Here is an 18907-nt window from a genome sequence, read left to right as displayed (position 1 = left end):
AGTAAAATATATAATAATATGAGAATATATGCTATAATCAGTAGAAGTTACTATAAAAGGGGAAAATGAACATGGAGAAAATTATAAGTTGTTGGGAACTCGTAAATAATCAAAAAAAAGTATGGGATAATATTGTTGCTGAAGATAATAAGTTTTACTATAAATTTGAAGAAGAAAAAATATTTTTAAGTAGCTTTGAAGATAAGTGTCTTCCTAAGCCTAAATATGAACTTACATATTTAGGTAGGTTACTTACTAAGCTTAGTACATGCTCCAATATAATGTGCAAAAGACCTGGAACGGAAGAGGTTACTTTTTATTGCCTATTAAATAAGCCTCATGGAAGTGGTTTGAGTAAAGTATTGGATAGAAAAATACTTCAAACAGTAGCTGCTCCTATCAATTGGAGAAGAGATGTTGTTGTCGATTTTGTAAATAATGCTTTGCATAATTATGTAGTTGATATTAAAGAAAATTTTGCATTTATAGATATAGGCTGTGGCGGTGGATTTGATAGCCTTGAGGTTGAAAGAATAATGAAAGGGATTGAAAGTAGCTTAGATTATAGAATAGTTAATGTTGATATAGATGAAAAATGGCTGAAAAACAATGAAAATTTAGCTTCAAAAATGTTTGGTAAAGATTCTAAGATAATTAGATACAATACATCTGTATTTGATTATTTTGATAAACAAATATATAAGAAGGATTTTGAGGGGTTTGATAACTTAATAGTTTCATGCAATGGATTTGCAGAATTTTTCGATGATGATAATTTAACAAATCTTTATAAAGGGATATATAAATTGACAAAAGAGTTCAAAGGAAAGATTAATATTGTACTACCTTTTTCAGTAAAAGATGAGAAACAAGAAAAAATAGGACACAGAGTTGGTTTTAGGTATAGAACTAAGTCAAAAGACTATATGTTAGAGTTAGTTGAAAATATATTTAAAGAATTTGAAGTTGATTTTGAAGAAAAATATAGTCAAATAGTTCTTAAGCTAACAAAATAAATTTAAGATGTGGTATAATTATTGGACATAATGACACAGGAGAGATGAAACTATGAAAAAATGTATAAATACGATTATGACGTTATTATTTGGTTTTATAGTATGTTCAATAGGAATTATACTGGAAGTGAATGCAAATATAGGGCTTGGACCTTGGGATGCTTTTCATATAGGAGTTATAAAGCATATACCAATGAGTCTTGGTAATATACAAATAGTTACAGGTATTGCAATAGTATTATTTACTACCTTTATGGGACAAATACCAGGATGGGCTACTATATCAAACATGATCCTTATAGGTGTATTTACAGATATAATAAATAATTCTAACATAATACCTATGAGTGATAATACCTTTAAAGGCATTATAATGATGGTTATAGGTATTATATTCATGGCGTTTGGAACTTATCTTTATATGAAAGTTCAGCTTGGAACAGGACCAAGAGATGGTCTTATGGTAGTTATGGTTAAAAAAACAGGAAAATCTGTTAGATTTGTAAGGAATTTTATAGAGGCTTGTGCTCTGATTATAGGTATTATGCTTGGAGCGCCTGTTGGTATAGGTACTGTAATTTATGTATTTGGAATAGGGTATGCTATACAGTGGATATTTGAATTATTTAAGTTTGATACAAATGATGTAGTTCATAGATCTATCTTAGAGGATTATAGGTTGGTATCAAAGAATTTGGCTTTAAAAAAATAAAATATACTTGTATAAAGCGGTATGGACTCTATAGTTCATATCGTTTTTATTATAAAATTTACTAGTTATTTAGTTTTTGAGTTTAAGTTATAAACTTGGAAAAAATGCTATAATAACATATATTAAAAATAAAAATTAGACTTAGAAAGGAAATTAAGTAATGTATTATTTTTCAATTATAGTAGTTATATCTACGAGCGTTCTATACCATATATGCTGTAAATATATAAATGAAAGTGTAAATCCAGCAGTGTCTATGATAGGAACTTATTCGGTTGCACTTATAGCATCTATATTATCTATCTTTATTTTTCAAAACAAAGATATTATGTTAGAATTTAAAAAATTAAACTGGGCTAGTTATACACTAGGGATTGCAATATTTGGGATAGAGGTAGGTTTTTTACTGGCTTATAGAAGTGGATGGAGTATAAATATAGTACCTTTATTTGTAAATATTATAACATCTATTATACTGATATTTATAGGTATATGTTTTTTTAAAACTAGATTGTCTATGATTAATGTATTGGGAATATGTATAAGTGTTTTAGGGCTTGTTCTTATGAATAAGAAGTGATTTTAAAACAATAGGGATTTATATGTCTAAGCGAAAAATGAAGCTTATTAAATTTAATAAGCTTCATTTTTTATAAGGAAATTATCGTAGCCAATCTGGATTTCCAGGAACGAATGGTCTTTTTCCATATTTTTTTCTAAATTCACCTAGTACTTCCCCTATTAATTTTTCGTTGTTATTAAATGTACCTATATTTTTTATGGATTCCATTTCTTGACTGAAAGGACAGCTTGCTATACACATACCGCAGTCTGTTCCTATATATCTCCACTTTATATAGCAGGTTTCTTGGTTTATAATCCAGTTTAATTTATCATCACTAATTTTTTCGGTCTCATTAGATAGAGATTGAGATGGACATGTAAAGGCGCAGTTTTTGCATAGTCGACAAAAATCTTCAAGTCCAAATGATATGGGTTCATCTATTTCAAGTTCCAAGTCAGTGCTTACAACTCCAAGTCTTACTCTAGAACCATATTCTTTTGTTGTTAGTATTGTATTTCTTCCTATTTCACCAAGGCCTGCATCTTTAGCAACTAAAGCTGGCATTAATAAATAGTTAGAATCCATATGATTACGAGCGTCATATCCTAAATTTCTTATGTAATAACTTAGCATCATACCTACTATAGCTGTATCAACATAGCATTTTGATGTTTCTATAACTTCTGATATCATAGGACCTCTATTTATCATATCCTTGTCCATTTCACATGCAAATACTATTGCGTGTTTATGGTTGCAATTTACTTTTTCTCCATAGTCCTCTTCGTGTCTTCCTCTATGAGTATAGAAATGATAATCTTGAAGTTTAGTTATGCCCACTAACTTTGCACCGTATTTTTTGGCAAGACCTTTTATTCTTTTAGTTATTACTTTTTTACTACATACAGTTTTTTCAGGGTTTACCTTACCTTCACATAAGTGAATTATATCTCCTAAAAATTGAAATGAAGCTTGTGGAATAGCACTATTCAGTTCATTGTAAGTCATACTTCCTTCTTCACACAGATTTGGCCTACTTCTTATACTGTCATCAATAGATTTTTTATCTGGGTTTTTCATATAATAATCTTCATAAGCGTTTGACCCCTTTTGGTAATTAGCTCTTGCAAACATAGTGTCTCTTTCATCAACTCTTCTCATAAAAGTTGTCCCCCTTTTTGAAAGAATAAAGTCATATAACTTAAGTATACTATACAGTTACATATTTTTACTAATAATATATGGTATAAAATTGTTATATGTAATATAATTAAGGTGCAGAAAATTCAAACTAAGGGGGCGTTATTGTGATCAAAAGAATAAAGGTTAAATTAGATGTTATAGAGAATATGCTTTATTTCTGGCAAGCGACAAGTGAAAAAGAGAAAGTTGGAGAAGCGTACATAAATGATATATCTCAGTATGATGATATGAAGCTTGTATACGATAGTGAATTTACTGATGAAGAAGTTAGAACAGTTCTAAGTGCGATATCAAATGTGGAGTTATTAAATACTACAAATAAAAAATCTAGAAAATTCTGGAATAACAATATGTGGATGATGGAGGATTTAGAGTATACTAATATGATGGTATCTCCTGTTAAGGTTTTAAACTTAGATTCTATAGTAGACGAGTTGAATGAAAATAATAATTCTGATTATGAAGAGCTTGAGGTTGTATTTGTACCATGGAATCATGAGGTATATAAGATAGAGGATGACAAGCTTATAGTAAATTTCTTTAGAGTAAAGCCTGACTTATTTGATGAATCTAAGGTTACGATAGAAGATATGGATATAAAAGATTTTATGAAGGAAAAGCTTATAGAAATGGTTAAATAGGGACTACATTTGTAGTCCCCTTTAGTTTTTGATGTAGTTTATCATCTGGTTATATGAGTTTGAAGCGTCTTGATATCCTAGGGAATATAAATTGTTTATATTTTTATGATTTTTATCTAGTGTATTCAACTTTATAGATTGGCTTGGAGTTATAACAAAGGCTTTGCCATCTTTTTGCTGTTCATTAACATACTTTAATGAGTCGTTGTATATATCGTAGCAATTATCTATAGTTTGTATTAGAGTATTGTTGTCTGGATAAAACTTTTTAGCAAGTCTTTTTATATATCTAGGTTTTTTACTTGATTCATGATCACTAGTAAGAACTACTATATTCTTACTGTTTCCATCATTTTGAGATTTTTTTATAGGTATTGGATCGGAAAGGCCTCCATCTAAAAGCTGCATATCGGAATACTCTACAATAGGGCTGACAAAAGGTAAGCTGCAAGAAGCTCTTATAGCTTTTAATAAATCATCACAATTGTGCCTATCTATATATACAGATTCACCATTTATACAATTAGTAGCAGTTATAATTAATTTTTCTGGCGCCTTATTAAAAGAATCAAAATCAAACAGTTCCAGTTTGTTCGGCATTTCATCAAATATAAAATCCATTCCAAGAACTGGTTTATCATGTCTAAATAAATTTCTCAAATTTAGATATCTCTTATCGTTTAAATACTTAGTATAGAATATTTTCCCAAAACCATGTTGACTAGATATATAAGCAGATCCATTACACGCTCCAGCAGACACTCCTATGGTATAAGGAAACCTTAGATTTTTTTCTATAAAAAAATCTATGACACCTGAAGTATAAACACCTCTCATGCCTCCACCCGGCAACACTAAACCGATATTTTCCATAAAATCACCTTCTTTTGTTACTATATAATATACATATTATTTGCTTTTTGATAAAAAATATAATATATTAAATATAAATATTTAGTTCTATGGAATAAAAAGGTATGTTTATTGATATTTAATATGAAAAACGGTTTATGTATTGTTGGGGAGGGATATTTATGAACTGGGTATTGAAAAAGTTTGAAGAATTAAACATAAAAGAGTTATACAAAATTTTACAAATGAGAAGTGAAGTTTTTGTCTTGGAGCAAGAATGCCCTTACCAAGATTGTGATGGAAAAGATGAAAAGTCATATCATTTGTTCTTAGAAGATAATGGAGATATATTATGCTATTTAAGAATAATACCTAAGGGAATATCTTATGATGAGGTATCTATAGGAAGGGTTTTAGTATCGAAGGATAGAAGAAAAAAAGGACTAGCTAGAGAAATGATGTTAATAGCTATTGATTTTATAGACAGAAAATTAAATGAGAAATCTATAAGGATATCTGCACAAAGATACTTAGTTGATTTTTATAAGTGCGTAGGATTTAAAGAAGTATCAGATGTTTATTTGGAAGATGGAATTGAGCATGTAGAGATGCTTTATAGTAAGTAATTATACACCCGCTGTTAGATAGCGGGTTTTTTTAATATAATAGAGTTAAAAGGGAGGAATTGTATGGGAGTTAAAGTAAGGGAAATAATCAAACTTGATAATTTCAAAGAATTTAGACTAATAGCTGGAGCTAGTGGACTTGATAATGATATAGATAAGGTTGGAATATTAGAATATGAGGTTATAGATAATTTTGAGTGGTTATTTAATAGAGGAGATTTTGTTATTACTAGCTTTTTCTTTGCTAAAGATGATATAAATCTTGTAAAAAAATCCATAGATTTATTGGTTGAAAACTTTGTTGGGGCTCTTGCTATAAAAAATGTATATTATGATGATTTACCTGATCAAATAATAGATTATGCTAATGAAAACTCATTGCCAATATTTATATTTGACAAGGATATTATGTGTGAAGATGTAATAACAGACATTATGGATATTATAAGAAATAAAGATAATCACATATTGATTGAAAGTAAAATCGATGTAATAATAAATTCAGATTTAAGCAAGGGAGTTATAAGACAACTAGCTCTTGAAATAAATAGCTCTTTCAATGAAAATGTAGCTGTATCATATTGTAGACCCAGAAAATATTTAAGTGAAGAAAATATTATAGATATAATAAGAAATATTAAAAAATTTAACCAGATAGGTATAGGCGTGTCTATTTTGAAATATAAGATGGGAATACTTGTTATATACAGTTATGAAAAAAATATTAAGGTTAGTTTGTATGATTATTTAAATTCTATTAATTTAAATAAAAAAGATTATTACATAGCAATTAGTGATCATCATTCTTTAAAAGATATAAACACTGCTATAAAAGAAAGTATATATTGTATGAAGTATAATGTGATTGAAAAAGATGAAAAAATTTATTATAAAGATACGGGAATATACAAGATGATAATGCCTTTTATAGATACTGTATGGGTAGAGAATTTTTATAAAGGTATAATAATGCCTTTGAAAATTTATGATGAAAGATTTAACTCTAGTATTTTGGAGACTGCAATAAAGTATATAGAGTGTGATTGTAATATAAAGAAAACAGCGGATTCTATGTTTCAGCATGGAAATACTATAAGGTATAGAATAAACAAGATGAAGGAAATATTGGGAATGGACAATTTAGAGGGAAGCTTTAATGAACAATTATCTATTTCTGTAAAGATATATAAAATACTAGAAAGTGATCTATAAAACAATGTGAAAATTACAAAAATAGGCTCATTTCTTGTGAAAAATTACAAAGGTAAAATGTATTTAAAAACTGAATAATTGAATATAGATATAAAGAGAGAAAAATAAACGAGTTTCTCTCTTTTTTAGTATAGAAAAACACAAGGAGGAGTTTAGATGTTTAAGGTTAGAGTTTTAAATGAAGAGGTTATTAAAGATGTTATTGATATGAAGCAGGTTATTGAGGCTATTGAAGAGGTTTATAGATTAAAATCAAATCAAAAGACCGAAGTATTTGATATGGTATTTCACGAATTTGAAAGAGGTGTTGCTGATATGGATATCAAGTCAGGGCATCTTAAGGGAGAGGATATATTTGGACTTAAGATAGTTTCTTGGTTTAAGGACAATGAAGACAAGAAACTACCTATGTTAATTGGAACTACTATGGTATTTGATAGTAAAAGCGGAATGCCTATAGGGATGTTAAATGCTGAGTATATAACTGGAATGAGAACTGGAGCTGCTGGAGCTATAGGGTCTAAGTATTTAGCAAGAGAAAATTCTAATGATTTATTAATGGTTGGAGCGGGACATCAGGCTACTTTCCAAATAGCTGCAACATTGATAAGTATGCCAAATATAAAGAATGTTAGAATATATGATCCTATTGATTCAAACAATGCGAATAAGGTTGCCGGCTCTATAAAAGATATATTAAATAATAAGTTTTTATCTAAGTATGAAAATACAGATATATACGATGAGATTTCTAAGAAGTTTCATGTGAATTTTGAAGGTGTAGATAATTTAGAAACAGCTGTTAGGATGAGTGATGTAATAATAACTGCAACACCATCTAGAAAACCGCTTATTATGAAGGAATGGGTTAAAAAAGGAACTCATTTCAGTTGTGTAGGATCTGATATGAATGGAAAGCAGGAAATTGATGAAAATATATTGGCTTGTGCCAGAGTTTATGTAGATGACATGAATCAAGCTCTTGATGTAGGAGAGATTGAGATTGGAATTAAAAACAATACTATAAGTAAAGAAGATATAATTTGTGAAATTGGTGATGTAATAATAGGCAAAAAAAAGGGAAGATTGAGTGAAGATGATATAACTGTGTATGATACTACAGGTATAGCACTCCAAGATCTTATGACGTCTAAAATTGTTTTAGATGCTGCAAAAGAGAAAAACTTAGGAGTAGAGGTAGATTTATAAGGGGGGGATTATAGTGAAAATTAAAGATTTTGGTGTTGAGATTTGGATGGGACTTTATGAGAATGATTGCGATTATAACTTAGCCGAGACTTGTGTTGAGTCATTAACCGTAAATCAGTTGTTAGATTATAGTGGAAATAAAGAGGCTTTATTAGATGAAATATATAATATGAAATTAACTTATGGAGAAATTGAGGGATCAGTTAGACTTAGAAATGAGATATCAACTCTTTATGAAAATGTTGATATACATAATATAACTGTAACTCATGGAGCAATAGGTGCGAATTCATTGAGTATTGAAACTCTGGTTGAACCTGGAGATACTGTTATATCTGTGTTACCTACTTACCAACAGCATTATTCTATTCCAGAATCAATTGGTGCTAATGTTAAGATATTAAAGTTAAGACCAGAGAATGAGTTTGTACCTGATTTGGAAGAGTTAAAATCTTACATAGATGATAAGACTAAGCTTATATGTATAAATAATCCTAATAATCCAACTGGCGCTTTAATGGATGAGAATTTTTTAAATAAAATAGTTGAGATAGCTAAAGAGTGTGGAGCTTATGTTCTGTGTGATGAGGTGTATAGAGGATTGAATCACAATGGAGAGAATTTTACAAAGTCTATAGTTGATTTATATGAAAAGGGAATATCGACTGGCAGTATGTCTAAAACTTTTTCTTTAGCAGGACTTAGAATTGGATGGGTAGTGGGGCCTAAAGATTTTATAAAGAATGTTAATAAGAGAAGAGACTATAATACTATAAGTTGTGGAATGATTGATGATAGGCTTTCGATTGTAGCACTTGAGAACAAGGAAAAGATAGTTAAGAGAAATTTAGATATAGTTAGAGGAAATGTAGAACTTGTAGATGAATGGGTAAAAAATGAACCACTTATAGAATATGTAAAGCCAAAGGCTGGAACTACTGCGTTTTTAAAATATAGCTTTGATATGACATCAGAAGAACTTTGTCTTAAGTTATTAAAAGAAAAAAGTGTAATGTTAGTTCCGGGAAGTTCACTTGATATGGAAGGCTATGTAAGACTTGGATTTGCTAACAATCCTAAAATTATAAAGGTTGGGCTTAAAAAAATATCTGAGTTCTTAAAAGATTTAAAGGTGGTGAAATCTAATGTTTAGTTATGAAGATATAGTAAATAGTAGAGATAGAATTAAAGATAAGGTATATATGACTCCTCTAGAAAAATCTATATACCTAAGCGATAAAGATACCAACTGCTATTTTAAATTAGAATCACTACAAACTGTAAGAAGTTTTAAAATAAGAGGAGTTATGAGTAAGCTTACATCTTTGACTGATGAGGAAAAAGAAAAGGGTGTAGTTGCTGTATCGTCTGGAAATCATGCTATAGCACTTAGTTATGCATGCAGTGTTATGGGAATTAAAAACCCCTTAGTATTTGTTCCTAAGAATACTCCAAAGACTAAAATAGATAAGATAAATTATTTTGGAGCAAGTGTTGAAATTGTCGGAAATACTTTTGACGATGCTTATGAGTATGCCATGGCTCACATAAATGATAATGACATGGTCTATGTAGATGCATTTTCAAAAGATGAAGTTGTGTACTCTGGACAGGGAACAATAGGCATTGAGATATTTGAGCAAAATCCAAACATAGATACAGTACTAGTTCCAATAGGCGGTGGTAGTCTTATAACTGGTATAAGTGTTGCAGCAAAGCATATTAATCCAAACGTTAAGATTGTTGGACTTCAAACAAAATCATGCCCAGCAATGGTCAAAGCTTTAGAAGATGATGTTTTTTATGAAACTTATCCTAGCGAAGAGTCTGTATGTGAAGCATTGGTTGGAGGAGTTGGAGAAATTGCATATAAAATGGGAAAAGAATGTATAGATGAAATAATAGAGGTAGATGAAGAATTTATAAAAAAAGGCATAGCTCATATGATCAAAAAAGAAAAGATAGTAGCAGAACCATCGAGTGCTATATGCGTTGGTGCAATACTTCAAAACCCAGATATAATAAAAGGAAAAAATTCAGTTTTAGTTATATCTGGTGGAAATATAGACGAAGAACTTATGATTAATATATTGAACGAATATTAAGAGGTGATTTAATGAAGTATATATCTAAAAGATACTTAAATAAAGCGATTACTCCAATGGCTGAGAGTATGAATCATACTTATGAGTACGAAGATTTAATAGACTTGAGTCTTGGGGATCATGATATTATTACTGATATTAGGATAATAGATAAAGCCTTTGAAGACACTAGAAATGGTCATACACATTATACTGATTCTTTGGGATATTTAGAACTTAGAGAAAAAATATGTGATTACTATAAATATGAATATTCATATGAGTTAGGCACAAAAGAATGTATGATAACAACTAGCGGATGCCATGCAATGTATTTGGTACTTGAAGCTATCCTAGATGATGGGGATGAAGTTATAATACATGAACCCTATTTTACTCCATATAAAGAACAAGTTGAGATAACAAGAGGGAAACCTGTATTTTTAAAAACGTATGAGGAAGATAAATTTAAAATAAATATAAATAATTTAAAAAAAGCTATTACTGATAAAACCAAAGCTATAATACTAAATACTCCGAATAATCCAACTGGAGCTTGCTTTGACAAAGATATATTACAGGAAATAGCTAATATCTGTATAGAAAAAGATATCGTAGTTATTGCAGATGATATATATACACTATTTATGTATGAAGATGAGTTTATACCTATAACTACTCTAGATAAAATGAGGGAAAGAACAATAACTATAGGAAGCTTTTCAAAGGATTATGCTATGACTGGTTGGAGAATAGGTTATGTGTTAGCGCCTGATTATATCATACAAACTATAAGAAGTATAAATGAAAATAGTGTATTCACAGCTCCATCAATATCTCAAAGGGCAGCAATTCACGCTCTTGATATTAGGAATAAAGTTCAGCCACCTATAAAAGATGAGTATAAAAATAGAATTTATTATGCATATGAAAGAATAAAAAGTATTTCAAATATGTCTGTTATAAAGCCAAGAGGAAGTATATATTTATTTGTAAACATAAAAAAGACAGGTCTTACATCAAAGGAAGTAGTAGATAAAATTTTAAATGAGGCACATGTTTTAACTATTTCTGGTGAAGCTTTTGGAGAAAGTGGTAGTGGGTATATAAGAATAGCTGTTACTCAAAGTGTTGATAGGCTGAAAGAGGCATTTGATAGGATAAGTGAAATGAATATATTTAAAAATAAAAATTATATAGGTGTTTAATCCCCAAAAGAAGCTTATTAAAATATTTAAACCATTCGCTAACATTTTAATAAGCTTCTTTTCTTATATTATTTCCGTATTTCTTATGTATTAAAGTTTAAAGCCCAACATGTTAAATATAACAAAGATACAATTAAGTGTAAAATTTATATAGCTAAATGATAATAATATTTTGAATGTAAAAATATTACATGAAAAATATAGTTGACATCATAATGATAATGGGTTATTATCATTATGACAACGAAAGTGATAATTGATATCGCTTAAAAATAATTATCTTTATAAATTACATAAACTGAGGAGGAATTAAGGTATGAAAAAGAAAGTATTGTTAACTTTTTTAACACTGGCATTGTCAATAGCATTACTTGTAGGTTGTACGACTAAACAAGAAAGTGCAACTGGTAATGAAGGTAATGAAAGTAATAAAGAAGGAGTAGTTAATGTATATACATCTAGACATTATGATGCTGATAAAGAGCTTTATAAATTATTTACAGAAGAGACAGGTATAACAGTAAATGTAGTTGAAGGAAAAGATGACGAATTAATTGAAAGACTTGATAGAGAAGGTGAAGATACAGAAGCTGATGTACTTATAGTAGCGGATGCTGGAAGATTACATAGAGCTAAATCACAAGATTTATTACAGTCTATAGAAAGTGAAGTTTTAAATAACAATATTCCAGAAAATTTAAGAGATAAAGATAATGAGTGGTATGGATTAACTAAAAGAGGAAGAGTTATAGTTTACTCTAAAGACAGAGTTAACCCATCAGAATTATCTACTTATGAAGATTTAATTAACCCTAAATGGAATGGAAAAATATTAGTAAGATCATCATCAAACACTTATAATCAATCTTTACTTGCATCTTTTATTGAAATAAATGGAGAAGAGAAAGCTAAAGAATGGGCAAAAGGATTAGTTGATAATATGGCTAGAGAGCCAAAGGGAAATGATAGGGACCAAGCTAAAGCAGTTGTAGCTGGCGAAGGTGATATAGCTATAATGAATACGTATTATTTAGGTAAATTACTAAATTCATCAGATCCAGAAGAAGTAAAAGTAGGAGAGCAAGTTAGTGTATTCTTCCCGAATCAAGACACTACTGGAACACATATAAATGTAAGTGGTGGTGGAGTTACTAAAAATGCCAATAATAAAGAAAATGCGATTAAATTTATAGAATTTTTATCAAATGAAAAAGCTCAAAGTATATTTGCTAATGCAAACTATGAGTATCCTGCAAATCCTAATGTAGAGCCTTCAGAATTATTAAAATCATGGGGTGAATTTAAAACTCAAGATATAAGCTTAAATAAATTAGGAGAGAACAATAAAAGAGCAGTAGAAATATTTAATGAAATTGGCTGGAAGTAATTAAGGTAAAGCCTCATATTGTAAATAACAATATGGGGCTTTTAATAATTAATAGGTGAAAAGGAAGTGTACTAGTTTGATTAAATACAGAAAGCAAAATTTTAATATATGGTCGTTACTAAGCTTTGTATTCATAGCTTTGGTTATAATGCCTAATATAAATATATTTATGAGTATTTTTCAAAAACCGAATGAAAACTGGTTTCATATAAAAGAATACATGCTAAAGGGATATATATTAAATTCCATGACCTTAGTTATTTTTACAGGGTTATTTACAGTTATTATAGGTGTAAGCTTGGCATGGATTATATCAGTATATGAATTTCCAATGAGATCGTTTTTTAAATGGGGTCTTATTTTACCTCTTTCAATACCATCTTATATAGGAGCATATACTTATAATGGAATACTTAATTATACAGGTGTTGTTCAAACAGTTTTGAGAAATAGTTTTAATATACAAATAGAGCAGAAATACTTTGATATTATGTCTATTAAAGGAGCTATATTTATATTTACAATATCGTTATTTCCTTATGTATACATAATTACGAGATCTTTTCTAGAAAAACAATCAGCAGCTTTAATAGAAAATGCTAGAGTATTGGGAAGAAATCTAATAGATATTTTTATATTTGTAGTAATGCCTATTTCTAGAGGAGCTATAATAGGTGGAGCAAGTCTTGTTGTATTAGAAGTCTTGAATGATTATGGTGTTGTTCAATACTTTGGTATACCTACGTTCAGCACAGCTATATTCAAAACTTGGTTTGGTATGGGAGATACAGATTCTGCTATTAGGTTATCTGGTGTATTGATGTTAATAGTGATAATGATACTTATATCAGAAAAGTTTTTGAGAGGCAATAAGAAATATAGCTCTACAAATACAAAGATAAGGCCTCTATCGAGAATAAAACTTAAAGGATTTAAATCAAATTTGGCATTTGGATATTGCTTTTTTATATTCAGTACTGGTTTTTTAATACCTACGATTCAGTTAATCTATTGGAGTGTATTAACGTATAATAAAATATTAAATATTGAATTTGTAACTCTTATATTCAATTCATTTGCAGTAGCTGCAATTTCTGCAAGTCTTGTTGTTATAATGGCTGTAGTAATAGCTAATTATTGTAGAATAAATGAAAATTTTATTTCTAAGCTATACTCAAAAGCAACACTGATAGGATATTCTATACCAGCTGCTGTAATAGCTATAAGTGTAATAATGTTTTTCATAAAGATAGATAATGAGTTTTACTGGATATATAAAATGATAGATAATGATTCAAAAAAAATGTTGCTAAGTACCAGTATTGTTATGCTTATATTTGCTTATATGATAAGGTTTTTAGCTGTTGGATATAATTCTATAGAGTCTGGGTTTGAAAAAATAGGTAAGAAATTTTTTGAAGCATCTAGGATGTTGGGAATGAGTATAACACAAACTTTTTTTAAGATTGACTTAAAAATGATAAAGCCAGCTGTACTGAGTGCTTTTTTATTAGTTTTTGTAGATGTTTTAAAAGAGTTATCTCTTACTTTGATTTTGAGACCGTTTAATTTCAACACATTACCTACAAAGGTTTTTGAATATGCAAATGATGAAATGATTCCAGAATCATCTATACCGTCTCTTGTAATAATTATAATCAGCTTCGCTTCGATTTATTTATTTTATAAAATAGGGGATAAGGAGAGTGCTTAATGTATATTGATATTAAAAACTTAGATTTTAATTATAAAAACTCAAAAGAAAAAACTATAGATAATTTTAATATAGATATAAACAAAGGAGAAATAATTGCTATTTTGGGGGAAAGTGGAAGTGGCAAAAGTACGATTCTCAGACTGATTTCTGGTCTTGAAGTTCCTAGTTCTGGACATATAAAAGTAGATAATAGGGTTTTGGTTGATAAAAATTATTTTTTACAACCAGAAAAAAGAGGTGTTGGAATGGTATTTCAAGACTATGCCTTATTTCCTCATATGACAGTTGGGCAAAATATAAAGTTTGGTCTTAAAAATATGCAATTAAAGGAAAAAGAAATAAGAGTAAAGGAAGTTTTAAATTTAGTTGATTTAGAAGGTTACGAAAAAAGATATCCTCATGAATTAAGTGGAGGTCAACAACAAAGAATAGCATTAGCTAGAGCCTTAGCACCTCAACCATCTCTTCTTTTAATGGATGAACCATTTAGCAATTTAGATGCAAATTTAAAGAGTAAAATAAGAGAAGAGCTAAAGAAAATAATAGATAAATCAGGAATAACATCTATTTTTGTTACACATGATAAAGAAGATGCAATAAATATAGCTGATAGAGTAATAATTTTGAAAGAAGGAGGGATTGTTAGAGTAGGAAAGGCAAAAAATATACTATAGTTAATATAAAAAAATTATTGGCATCTTAGATGCCAATAATTTTTTTATATTAACTATTTTACAAAAGTCATATATTCTTGCGTAAAGGGGTGCTTTTATGCAATGATATAATAAAAGTACTTATTGAACCTAATAGGAATATGTTTTTTGGAGGAAATTTTGGATGAAAAGAAAAATCATAGTAGCTTCATTGGCAATGATATTAATCATAATCTTTTTTATTGAAAGCTATATGAAAATAGAATATGATATAAGTCTTTATGAATATTTTACGTATTCAGGTCAGATAACGAAAGAAGAAAAAGAATGGCTTAAGGAGCATGGAGCAATAATTTATGGTGCAGATAATAATTCTCCACCGCTTAGATATGTTGATGAAGAAAGTAAGCAGTATCAAGGTCTTGTAATTGACTATTTAAGAGCTCTTTCAATTGAACTTGAAACTGAGATAAAATTTAAACCTCTTGTTTGGAATAAGGCTCTTGAAAGTCTCCAAAAAGGCGAAACTGATATTTGTGATATGTATCCATCTGAAGAAAGATCAAAAAAATACCTTCTTTCTGATCCTATATACTATCAAAGGGCTGTCATATTAGTTCCTAAAAACGAAAATAATATAAATAGTTATATAGATTTAGCAGGGAAAAAAATTGCTGCACAAGATGGAGATTATGTAATAGAATTTCTTTCTTCGAAGGTAGGGAAAATAGATTACAATTTAACTAGAGATTATTTTGAAGGAATAAATCTACTGAAAAATGGACAAGTAGATGCAATGGTTGGAGATGAGCCTGTTATAAGCTATGTTATGGAAGTTTTAAATTTAAAGGATGACTATAAGATACTTGATAAGCCGCTTTATGAAAAAGAGTCTGTATTTGCAGTTCCAAAGTCTGAAGAAGTTCTTTTGAGTATACTAAACAAAGGTATTTACAATTTAAAAAAGAAAAATACAATGATTAAAATACAGCAAAAATGGTTTGGAATTTCAACACCAATAATAAAGGAAACTACGAAAGAAAGATATGGGCTTATTGTTTTATTTTTTATATCAATAATATCTATAGCCTCATATTTGTTTTTTTCTTGGAATAAGGAACTGAAAAAAGAAGTAGACAAAAGAACTAGAGAGCTTTATATAAGTAGGAATGACCTTGAGACTACATTTGATGGATTATCTCATTTTATGATAGTTCTTAATAATAAGTGCAAAATAGTTAATGTTAACAAGTCTTTTAGTAATTTTATTAAATCTAATAAAGAAAATATAATAGGAACATACTGTAAAGATTATCCTGGAATATTGAATATGGAATGTGGAAACTGCATAATAAGAAAGACTTTTGAAGAAGGAAAAAATTATAATATTGAGTTTAATTATAAAAAAAATATTTATGAAATTAATACATTTCATCTTGTAGATGATACAAATTCAATACACAGGGTTCTTGTAATGATAAGAGATGTTACAAAAATTAGGATAAGTGAGCAGCAGCTACTTCATTCGAATAAGATGGCTGCAGTAGGTCAGCTTGCAGCTGGAGTTGCTCATGAGATTAGAAATCCTCTGGGACTAATAAGAAGTCATTGTTATGTTTTGAAAAATAATATAAATGAGGATATAGGAAAGATGAATAAATCAATAAAAGTTATGGAAAAATCAGTTGAAAAAGCTAGTAACATAATAGATAATCTCTTAAATTTTTCTAGAATATCTAATAATAATATTGAAAAAATTGATTTGAGAAATTTTATAGATAATATGCTTGAATTAAATTTAAAAAAAATGGAAAAGAAAAATATTACTCAAAAAGTAGAATGTGAATATGGACTAAAAATTTACTTCAATGAAGAATCTCTTAAACATATATTTATAAATCTTATATCAAATGCAATAGATGCAATGCCTAATGGTGGAGTGCTTAGTATATCATGTTTAGAAACTAATGATTCTATTACAATTTTATGTTCAGATACTGGTCATGGCATAAAAAAAGGAGATATTGAAAATATATTCAATCCCTTTTTTACAACAAAATCTGCAGGTGAAGGTACTGGTTTAGGATTATTTATAACTTACAATGAGATTAAAAAATTTGGTGGAGAAATAAAGGCATCTAGCCAAATAGGGAAAGGGACAACCTTTAAAATAATTTTGCCATTGAAGGGAGTTGAAAAAAATGGACAAAAACAATAGTGATTTTAAGATACTTGTTGTAGATGATGAAGAAGAATACAGAGAAGTTATTAAGATAATACTTGAAAGTAAGGGGTATTACGTAGAAGATGCCCCAAGTGCTGAAGAAGCTTTAAAGATATTAGAAAGAAAAAGCTATAATCTTGTCTTGACAGATCTTATAATGAAAGGAATGGATGGGATAAAGCTTATTGAAGAAATAAAAAAAGAATTTTCTGATATAGAAGTTATAATAATAACAGGATATGGTAGTGTGAAAAATGCAGTAGAGGCTATGAAAAAAGGTGCATTTTCATACTTTGTAAAAAGTCATGATCCTGAGGAACTTTTAATGGAAATCGAAAAACTAAAGAAAATAGGGACTCTTGAAAAAGATAATGAGGTTTTAAAAAATGAACAAAAATACTCAAAATTTATGCTAAAAACAAATAATAAAAAATTTAGAAAAATATTGGATATAGGGAAAAAGGCAGCAAATAGTAATGTAAATATTTTAATATTAGGAGAATCAGGAGTTGGGAAGGAAGTATTTTCAAGATATATCCATAATTGCAGTGATAGAAAAGATAAACATTTTATTCCTGTTAATTGTCATGCTCTTTCTCCGAGTCTTTTAGAATCTGAATTATTTGGTCATGAAAAAGGTGCATTTACAGGTGCTTTAGAAAGAAGAAAAGGAAAGTTTGAAGCGGCACATAATGGTACTTTATTTCTTGATGAGCTAGGTGATACTTCTTTAAGCACACAGGTTAAGCTTTTAAGAGCAATTGAGGAAAGAAAAATTGAGAGGCTAGGAAGTAATAAGTCAATAGATGCTGACTTTAGGTTGATTTGTGCTACAAATAAGAACTTGGAAAAAGCCATAGAAGATGGGGAATTTAGAGAGGATTTATTCTATAGAATAAGCACGATAACTATAGAAATTCCTCCTTTAAGAGATAGAAAGGAAGATTTGCCAATTCTTATTGATTTCTTTTTAGAAAAATCAAAAGTTGAATTGAAAAAGAATGTAAATAAAATTGAAAAGGGAGTAATGGATTTTCTACTTTCATATGATTATCCGGGGAATATTAGAGAACTTAAAAATATAGTTGAAAGATTAGTTGTTTTATCTGAAAATGGAATTATAAGAGAAATAGATATACCGAAATATAAGATTAAGAAAAAGGAAGTTCAAACAAAAGAAGATATAAAGACTTTAAAAGATATAAGAAAAGAGGCCGAAAAAAAATATATTGAACAAGTTTTAGAAAAATGTGAATATAATAATACACAGGCTGCAAAAATTATGGATATAAGTAGAAGGCAGCTTTTTAATAAACTAACAGAGTATAATTTAAAATAATATGGAAATAAATTTCTCACTAACATAGAAATTTATTTCCCATATTAAATATTTATAAGAGAGATAAGTCAAAAGAAAAGACTTGTCTTTTTTTTTGTAAATTTCCAAAACTCAAGCAGGACAACGCTTTCATTATTTATTTTGTATAATTTCAAAATATTTTGTAAAATTGGCACGGAAATTGCTGATTATATAGTACAGAAGCTGTTAAGTTCTTATCTCCAGCCTTAAGAAGATGGAGTTTTAGAACTTTTAGCTT

17 protein-coding genes are annotated in these 18907 nt (G+C 28.8%); 15 read left to right on the top strand and 2 right to left on the bottom strand.

Features of this window, described 5'->3' with window-relative positions:
* The first annotated feature begins 71 nt into the window (after positions 1 to 71).
* From M2214_RS13110 to M2214_RS13100, 3 genes are all read left to right on the top strand, one after another.
* Positions 72 to 1016, top strand: a complete 945-nt coding sequence (locus tag M2214_RS13110; RefSeq protein WP_248479375.1) for a hypothetical protein — start codon at positions 72 to 74, stop codon at positions 1014 to 1016.
* A gap of 52 nt (positions 1017 to 1068) precedes the next feature.
* Positions 1069 to 1728, top strand: a complete 660-nt coding sequence (locus tag M2214_RS13105; protein ID WP_248479374.1) for a YczE/YyaS/YitT family protein — start codon at positions 1069 to 1071, stop codon at positions 1726 to 1728.
* Positions 1729 to 1888: 160 nt separating this feature from the next.
* A complete protein-coding gene (locus M2214_RS13100; RefSeq protein WP_248479372.1) occupies positions 1889 to 2308 on the top strand; it encodes an EamA family transporter in 420 nt (139 codons plus the stop codon).
* A gap of 81 nt (positions 2309 to 2389) precedes the next feature.
* Here the strand turns inward: M2214_RS13100 and M2214_RS13095 are convergent, their stop codons facing one another.
* Entirely contained in the window at positions 2390 to 3454 is a 1065-nt protein-coding gene (locus tag M2214_RS13095) for a 4Fe-4S dicluster domain-containing protein (RefSeq protein WP_248479370.1), read from the bottom strand.
* A gap of 146 nt (positions 3455 to 3600) precedes the next feature.
* On the opposite strand from M2214_RS13095, the gene M2214_RS13090 reads away from it, so the two are divergent.
* Positions 3601 to 4137, top strand: a complete 537-nt coding sequence (locus tag M2214_RS13090) for a TDE2712 family protein (RefSeq protein ID WP_248479361.1) — start codon at positions 3601 to 3603, stop codon at positions 4135 to 4137.
* Between the two features lie 21 nt (positions 4138 to 4158).
* On the opposite strand, the gene M2214_RS13085 is transcribed toward M2214_RS13090, so the two are convergent.
* Positions 4159 to 5010: a patatin-like phospholipase family protein gene (locus M2214_RS13085; protein ID WP_248479346.1), complete on the bottom strand. Its 852-nt coding sequence runs from the start codon at positions 5008 to 5010 to the stop codon at positions 4159 to 4161.
* A 161-nt stretch (positions 5011 to 5171) separates the two neighbouring features.
* Between M2214_RS13085 and M2214_RS13080 the strand changes: the two genes are divergently transcribed.
* The 11 genes from M2214_RS13080 to M2214_RS13030 all read left to right on the top strand — a co-directional run bounded on the left by M2214_RS13080 (position 5172) and on the right by M2214_RS13030 (position 18648).
* On the top strand, positions 5172 to 5615 hold the full coding sequence (locus M2214_RS13080) for a GNAT family N-acetyltransferase (RefSeq protein ID WP_248479344.1): 444 nt from the start codon (positions 5172 to 5174) through the stop codon (positions 5613 to 5615).
* Positions 5616 to 5678: 63 nt separating this feature from the next.
* Positions 5679 to 6827, top strand: coding sequence for a PucR family transcriptional regulator (locus M2214_RS13075; protein ID WP_248479337.1), 1149 nt, complete (start codon positions 5679 to 5681; stop codon positions 6825 to 6827).
* 156 nt (positions 6828 to 6983) lie between these two features.
* Positions 6984 to 8036, top strand: coding sequence for an ornithine cyclodeaminase family protein (locus tag M2214_RS13070; RefSeq protein ID WP_248479336.1), 1053 nt, complete (start codon positions 6984 to 6986; stop codon positions 8034 to 8036).
* Between the two features lie 13 nt (positions 8037 to 8049).
* Positions 8050 to 9189 (top strand): aminotransferase, encoded by a 1140-nt coding sequence (locus M2214_RS13065; protein WP_248479334.1) that lies wholly within the window; start codon positions 8050 to 8052, stop codon positions 9187 to 9189.
* Positions 9182 to 10141, top strand: coding sequence for a threonine ammonia-lyase (locus tag M2214_RS13060; RefSeq protein ID WP_248479332.1), 960 nt, complete (start codon positions 9182 to 9184; stop codon positions 10139 to 10141). Before M2214_RS13065 ends, M2214_RS13060 begins: the two co-directional genes overlap by 8 nt.
* A gap of 11 nt (positions 10142 to 10152) precedes the next feature.
* On the top strand, positions 10153 to 11328 hold the full coding sequence (locus M2214_RS13055) for a pyridoxal phosphate-dependent aminotransferase (protein WP_248479330.1): 1176 nt from the start codon (positions 10153 to 10155) through the stop codon (positions 11326 to 11328).
* 316 nt (positions 11329 to 11644) lie between these two features.
* On the top strand, positions 11645 to 12715 hold the full coding sequence (locus tag M2214_RS13050) for a Fe(3+) ABC transporter substrate-binding protein (RefSeq protein ID WP_248479328.1): 1071 nt from the start codon (positions 11645 to 11647) through the stop codon (positions 12713 to 12715).
* A gap of 76 nt (positions 12716 to 12791) precedes the next feature.
* A complete protein-coding gene (locus tag M2214_RS13045) occupies positions 12792 to 14429 on the top strand; it encodes an ABC transporter permease (RefSeq protein ID WP_248479326.1) in 1638 nt (545 codons plus the stop codon).
* The gene (locus M2214_RS13040; protein ID WP_248479319.1) at positions 14429 to 15106 is read left to right on the top strand and encodes an ABC transporter ATP-binding protein; all 678 of its coding nucleotides are present in this window, start codon (positions 14429 to 14431) and stop codon (positions 15104 to 15106) included. Before M2214_RS13045 ends, M2214_RS13040 begins: the two co-directional genes overlap by 1 nt.
* 163 nt (positions 15107 to 15269) lie before the next feature.
* Entirely contained in the window at positions 15270 to 17303 is a 2034-nt protein-coding gene (locus M2214_RS13035) for a transporter substrate-binding domain-containing protein (RefSeq protein ID WP_248479314.1), read from the top strand.
* Positions 17287 to 18648 (top strand): sigma-54-dependent transcriptional regulator, encoded by a 1362-nt coding sequence (locus M2214_RS13030; protein WP_248479312.1) that lies wholly within the window; start codon positions 17287 to 17289, stop codon positions 18646 to 18648. The genes M2214_RS13035 and M2214_RS13030 overlap by 17 nt, the downstream gene beginning before the upstream one ends.
* The last annotated feature ends 259 nt before the right edge of the window (positions 18649 to 18907 follow it).

This window comes from Tepidibacter aestuarii (genome assembly GCF_934924865.1).
Taxonomy (GTDB): domain Bacteria; phylum Bacillota; class Clostridia; order Peptostreptococcales; family Peptostreptococcaceae; genus Tepidibacter_A; species Tepidibacter_A aestuarii.
Note: the sequence above shows the minus strand (reverse complement) of the source record. Positions and strands in the feature narration are given on the sequence as shown.

Coding starts and splice junctions, on each gene's coding strand:
- M2214_RS13040 (WP_248479319.1), top strand. CDS start 14,429: ATGTATATTGATATTAAAAACTTAGATTTTAATTATAAAAACTCAAAA.
- M2214_RS13030 (WP_248479312.1), top strand. CDS start 17,287: ATGGACAAAAACAATAGTGATTTTAAGATACTTGTTGTAGATGATGAA.
- M2214_RS13075 (WP_248479337.1), top strand. CDS start 5,679: ATGGGAGTTAAAGTAAGGGAAATAATCAAACTTGATAATTTCAAAGAA.
- M2214_RS13035 (WP_248479314.1), top strand. CDS start 15,270: ATGAAAAGAAAAATCATAGTAGCTTCATTGGCAATGATATTAATCATA.
- M2214_RS13055 (WP_248479330.1), top strand. CDS start 10,153: ATGAAGTATATATCTAAAAGATACTTAAATAAAGCGATTACTCCAATG.
- M2214_RS13060 (WP_248479332.1), top strand. CDS start 9,182: ATGTTTAGTTATGAAGATATAGTAAATAGTAGAGATAGAATTAAAGAT.
- M2214_RS13110 (WP_248479375.1), top strand. CDS start 72: ATGGAGAAAATTATAAGTTGTTGGGAACTCGTAAATAATCAAAAAAAA.
- M2214_RS13100 (WP_248479372.1), top strand. CDS start 1,889: ATGTATTATTTTTCAATTATAGTAGTTATATCTACGAGCGTTCTATAC.
- M2214_RS13095 (WP_248479370.1), bottom strand. CDS start 3,454: ATGAGAAGAGTTGATGAAAGAGACACTATGTTTGCAAGAGCTAATTAC.
- M2214_RS13050 (WP_248479328.1), top strand. CDS start 11,645: ATGAAAAAGAAAGTATTGTTAACTTTTTTAACACTGGCATTGTCAATA.
- M2214_RS13080 (WP_248479344.1), top strand. CDS start 5,172: ATGAACTGGGTATTGAAAAAGTTTGAAGAATTAAACATAAAAGAGTTA.
- M2214_RS13105 (WP_248479374.1), top strand. CDS start 1,069: ATGAAAAAATGTATAAATACGATTATGACGTTATTATTTGGTTTTATA.
- M2214_RS13070 (WP_248479336.1), top strand. CDS start 6,984: ATGTTTAAGGTTAGAGTTTTAAATGAAGAGGTTATTAAAGATGTTATT.
- M2214_RS13085 (WP_248479346.1), bottom strand. CDS start 5,010: ATGGAAAATATCGGTTTAGTGTTGCCGGGTGGAGGCATGAGAGGTGTT.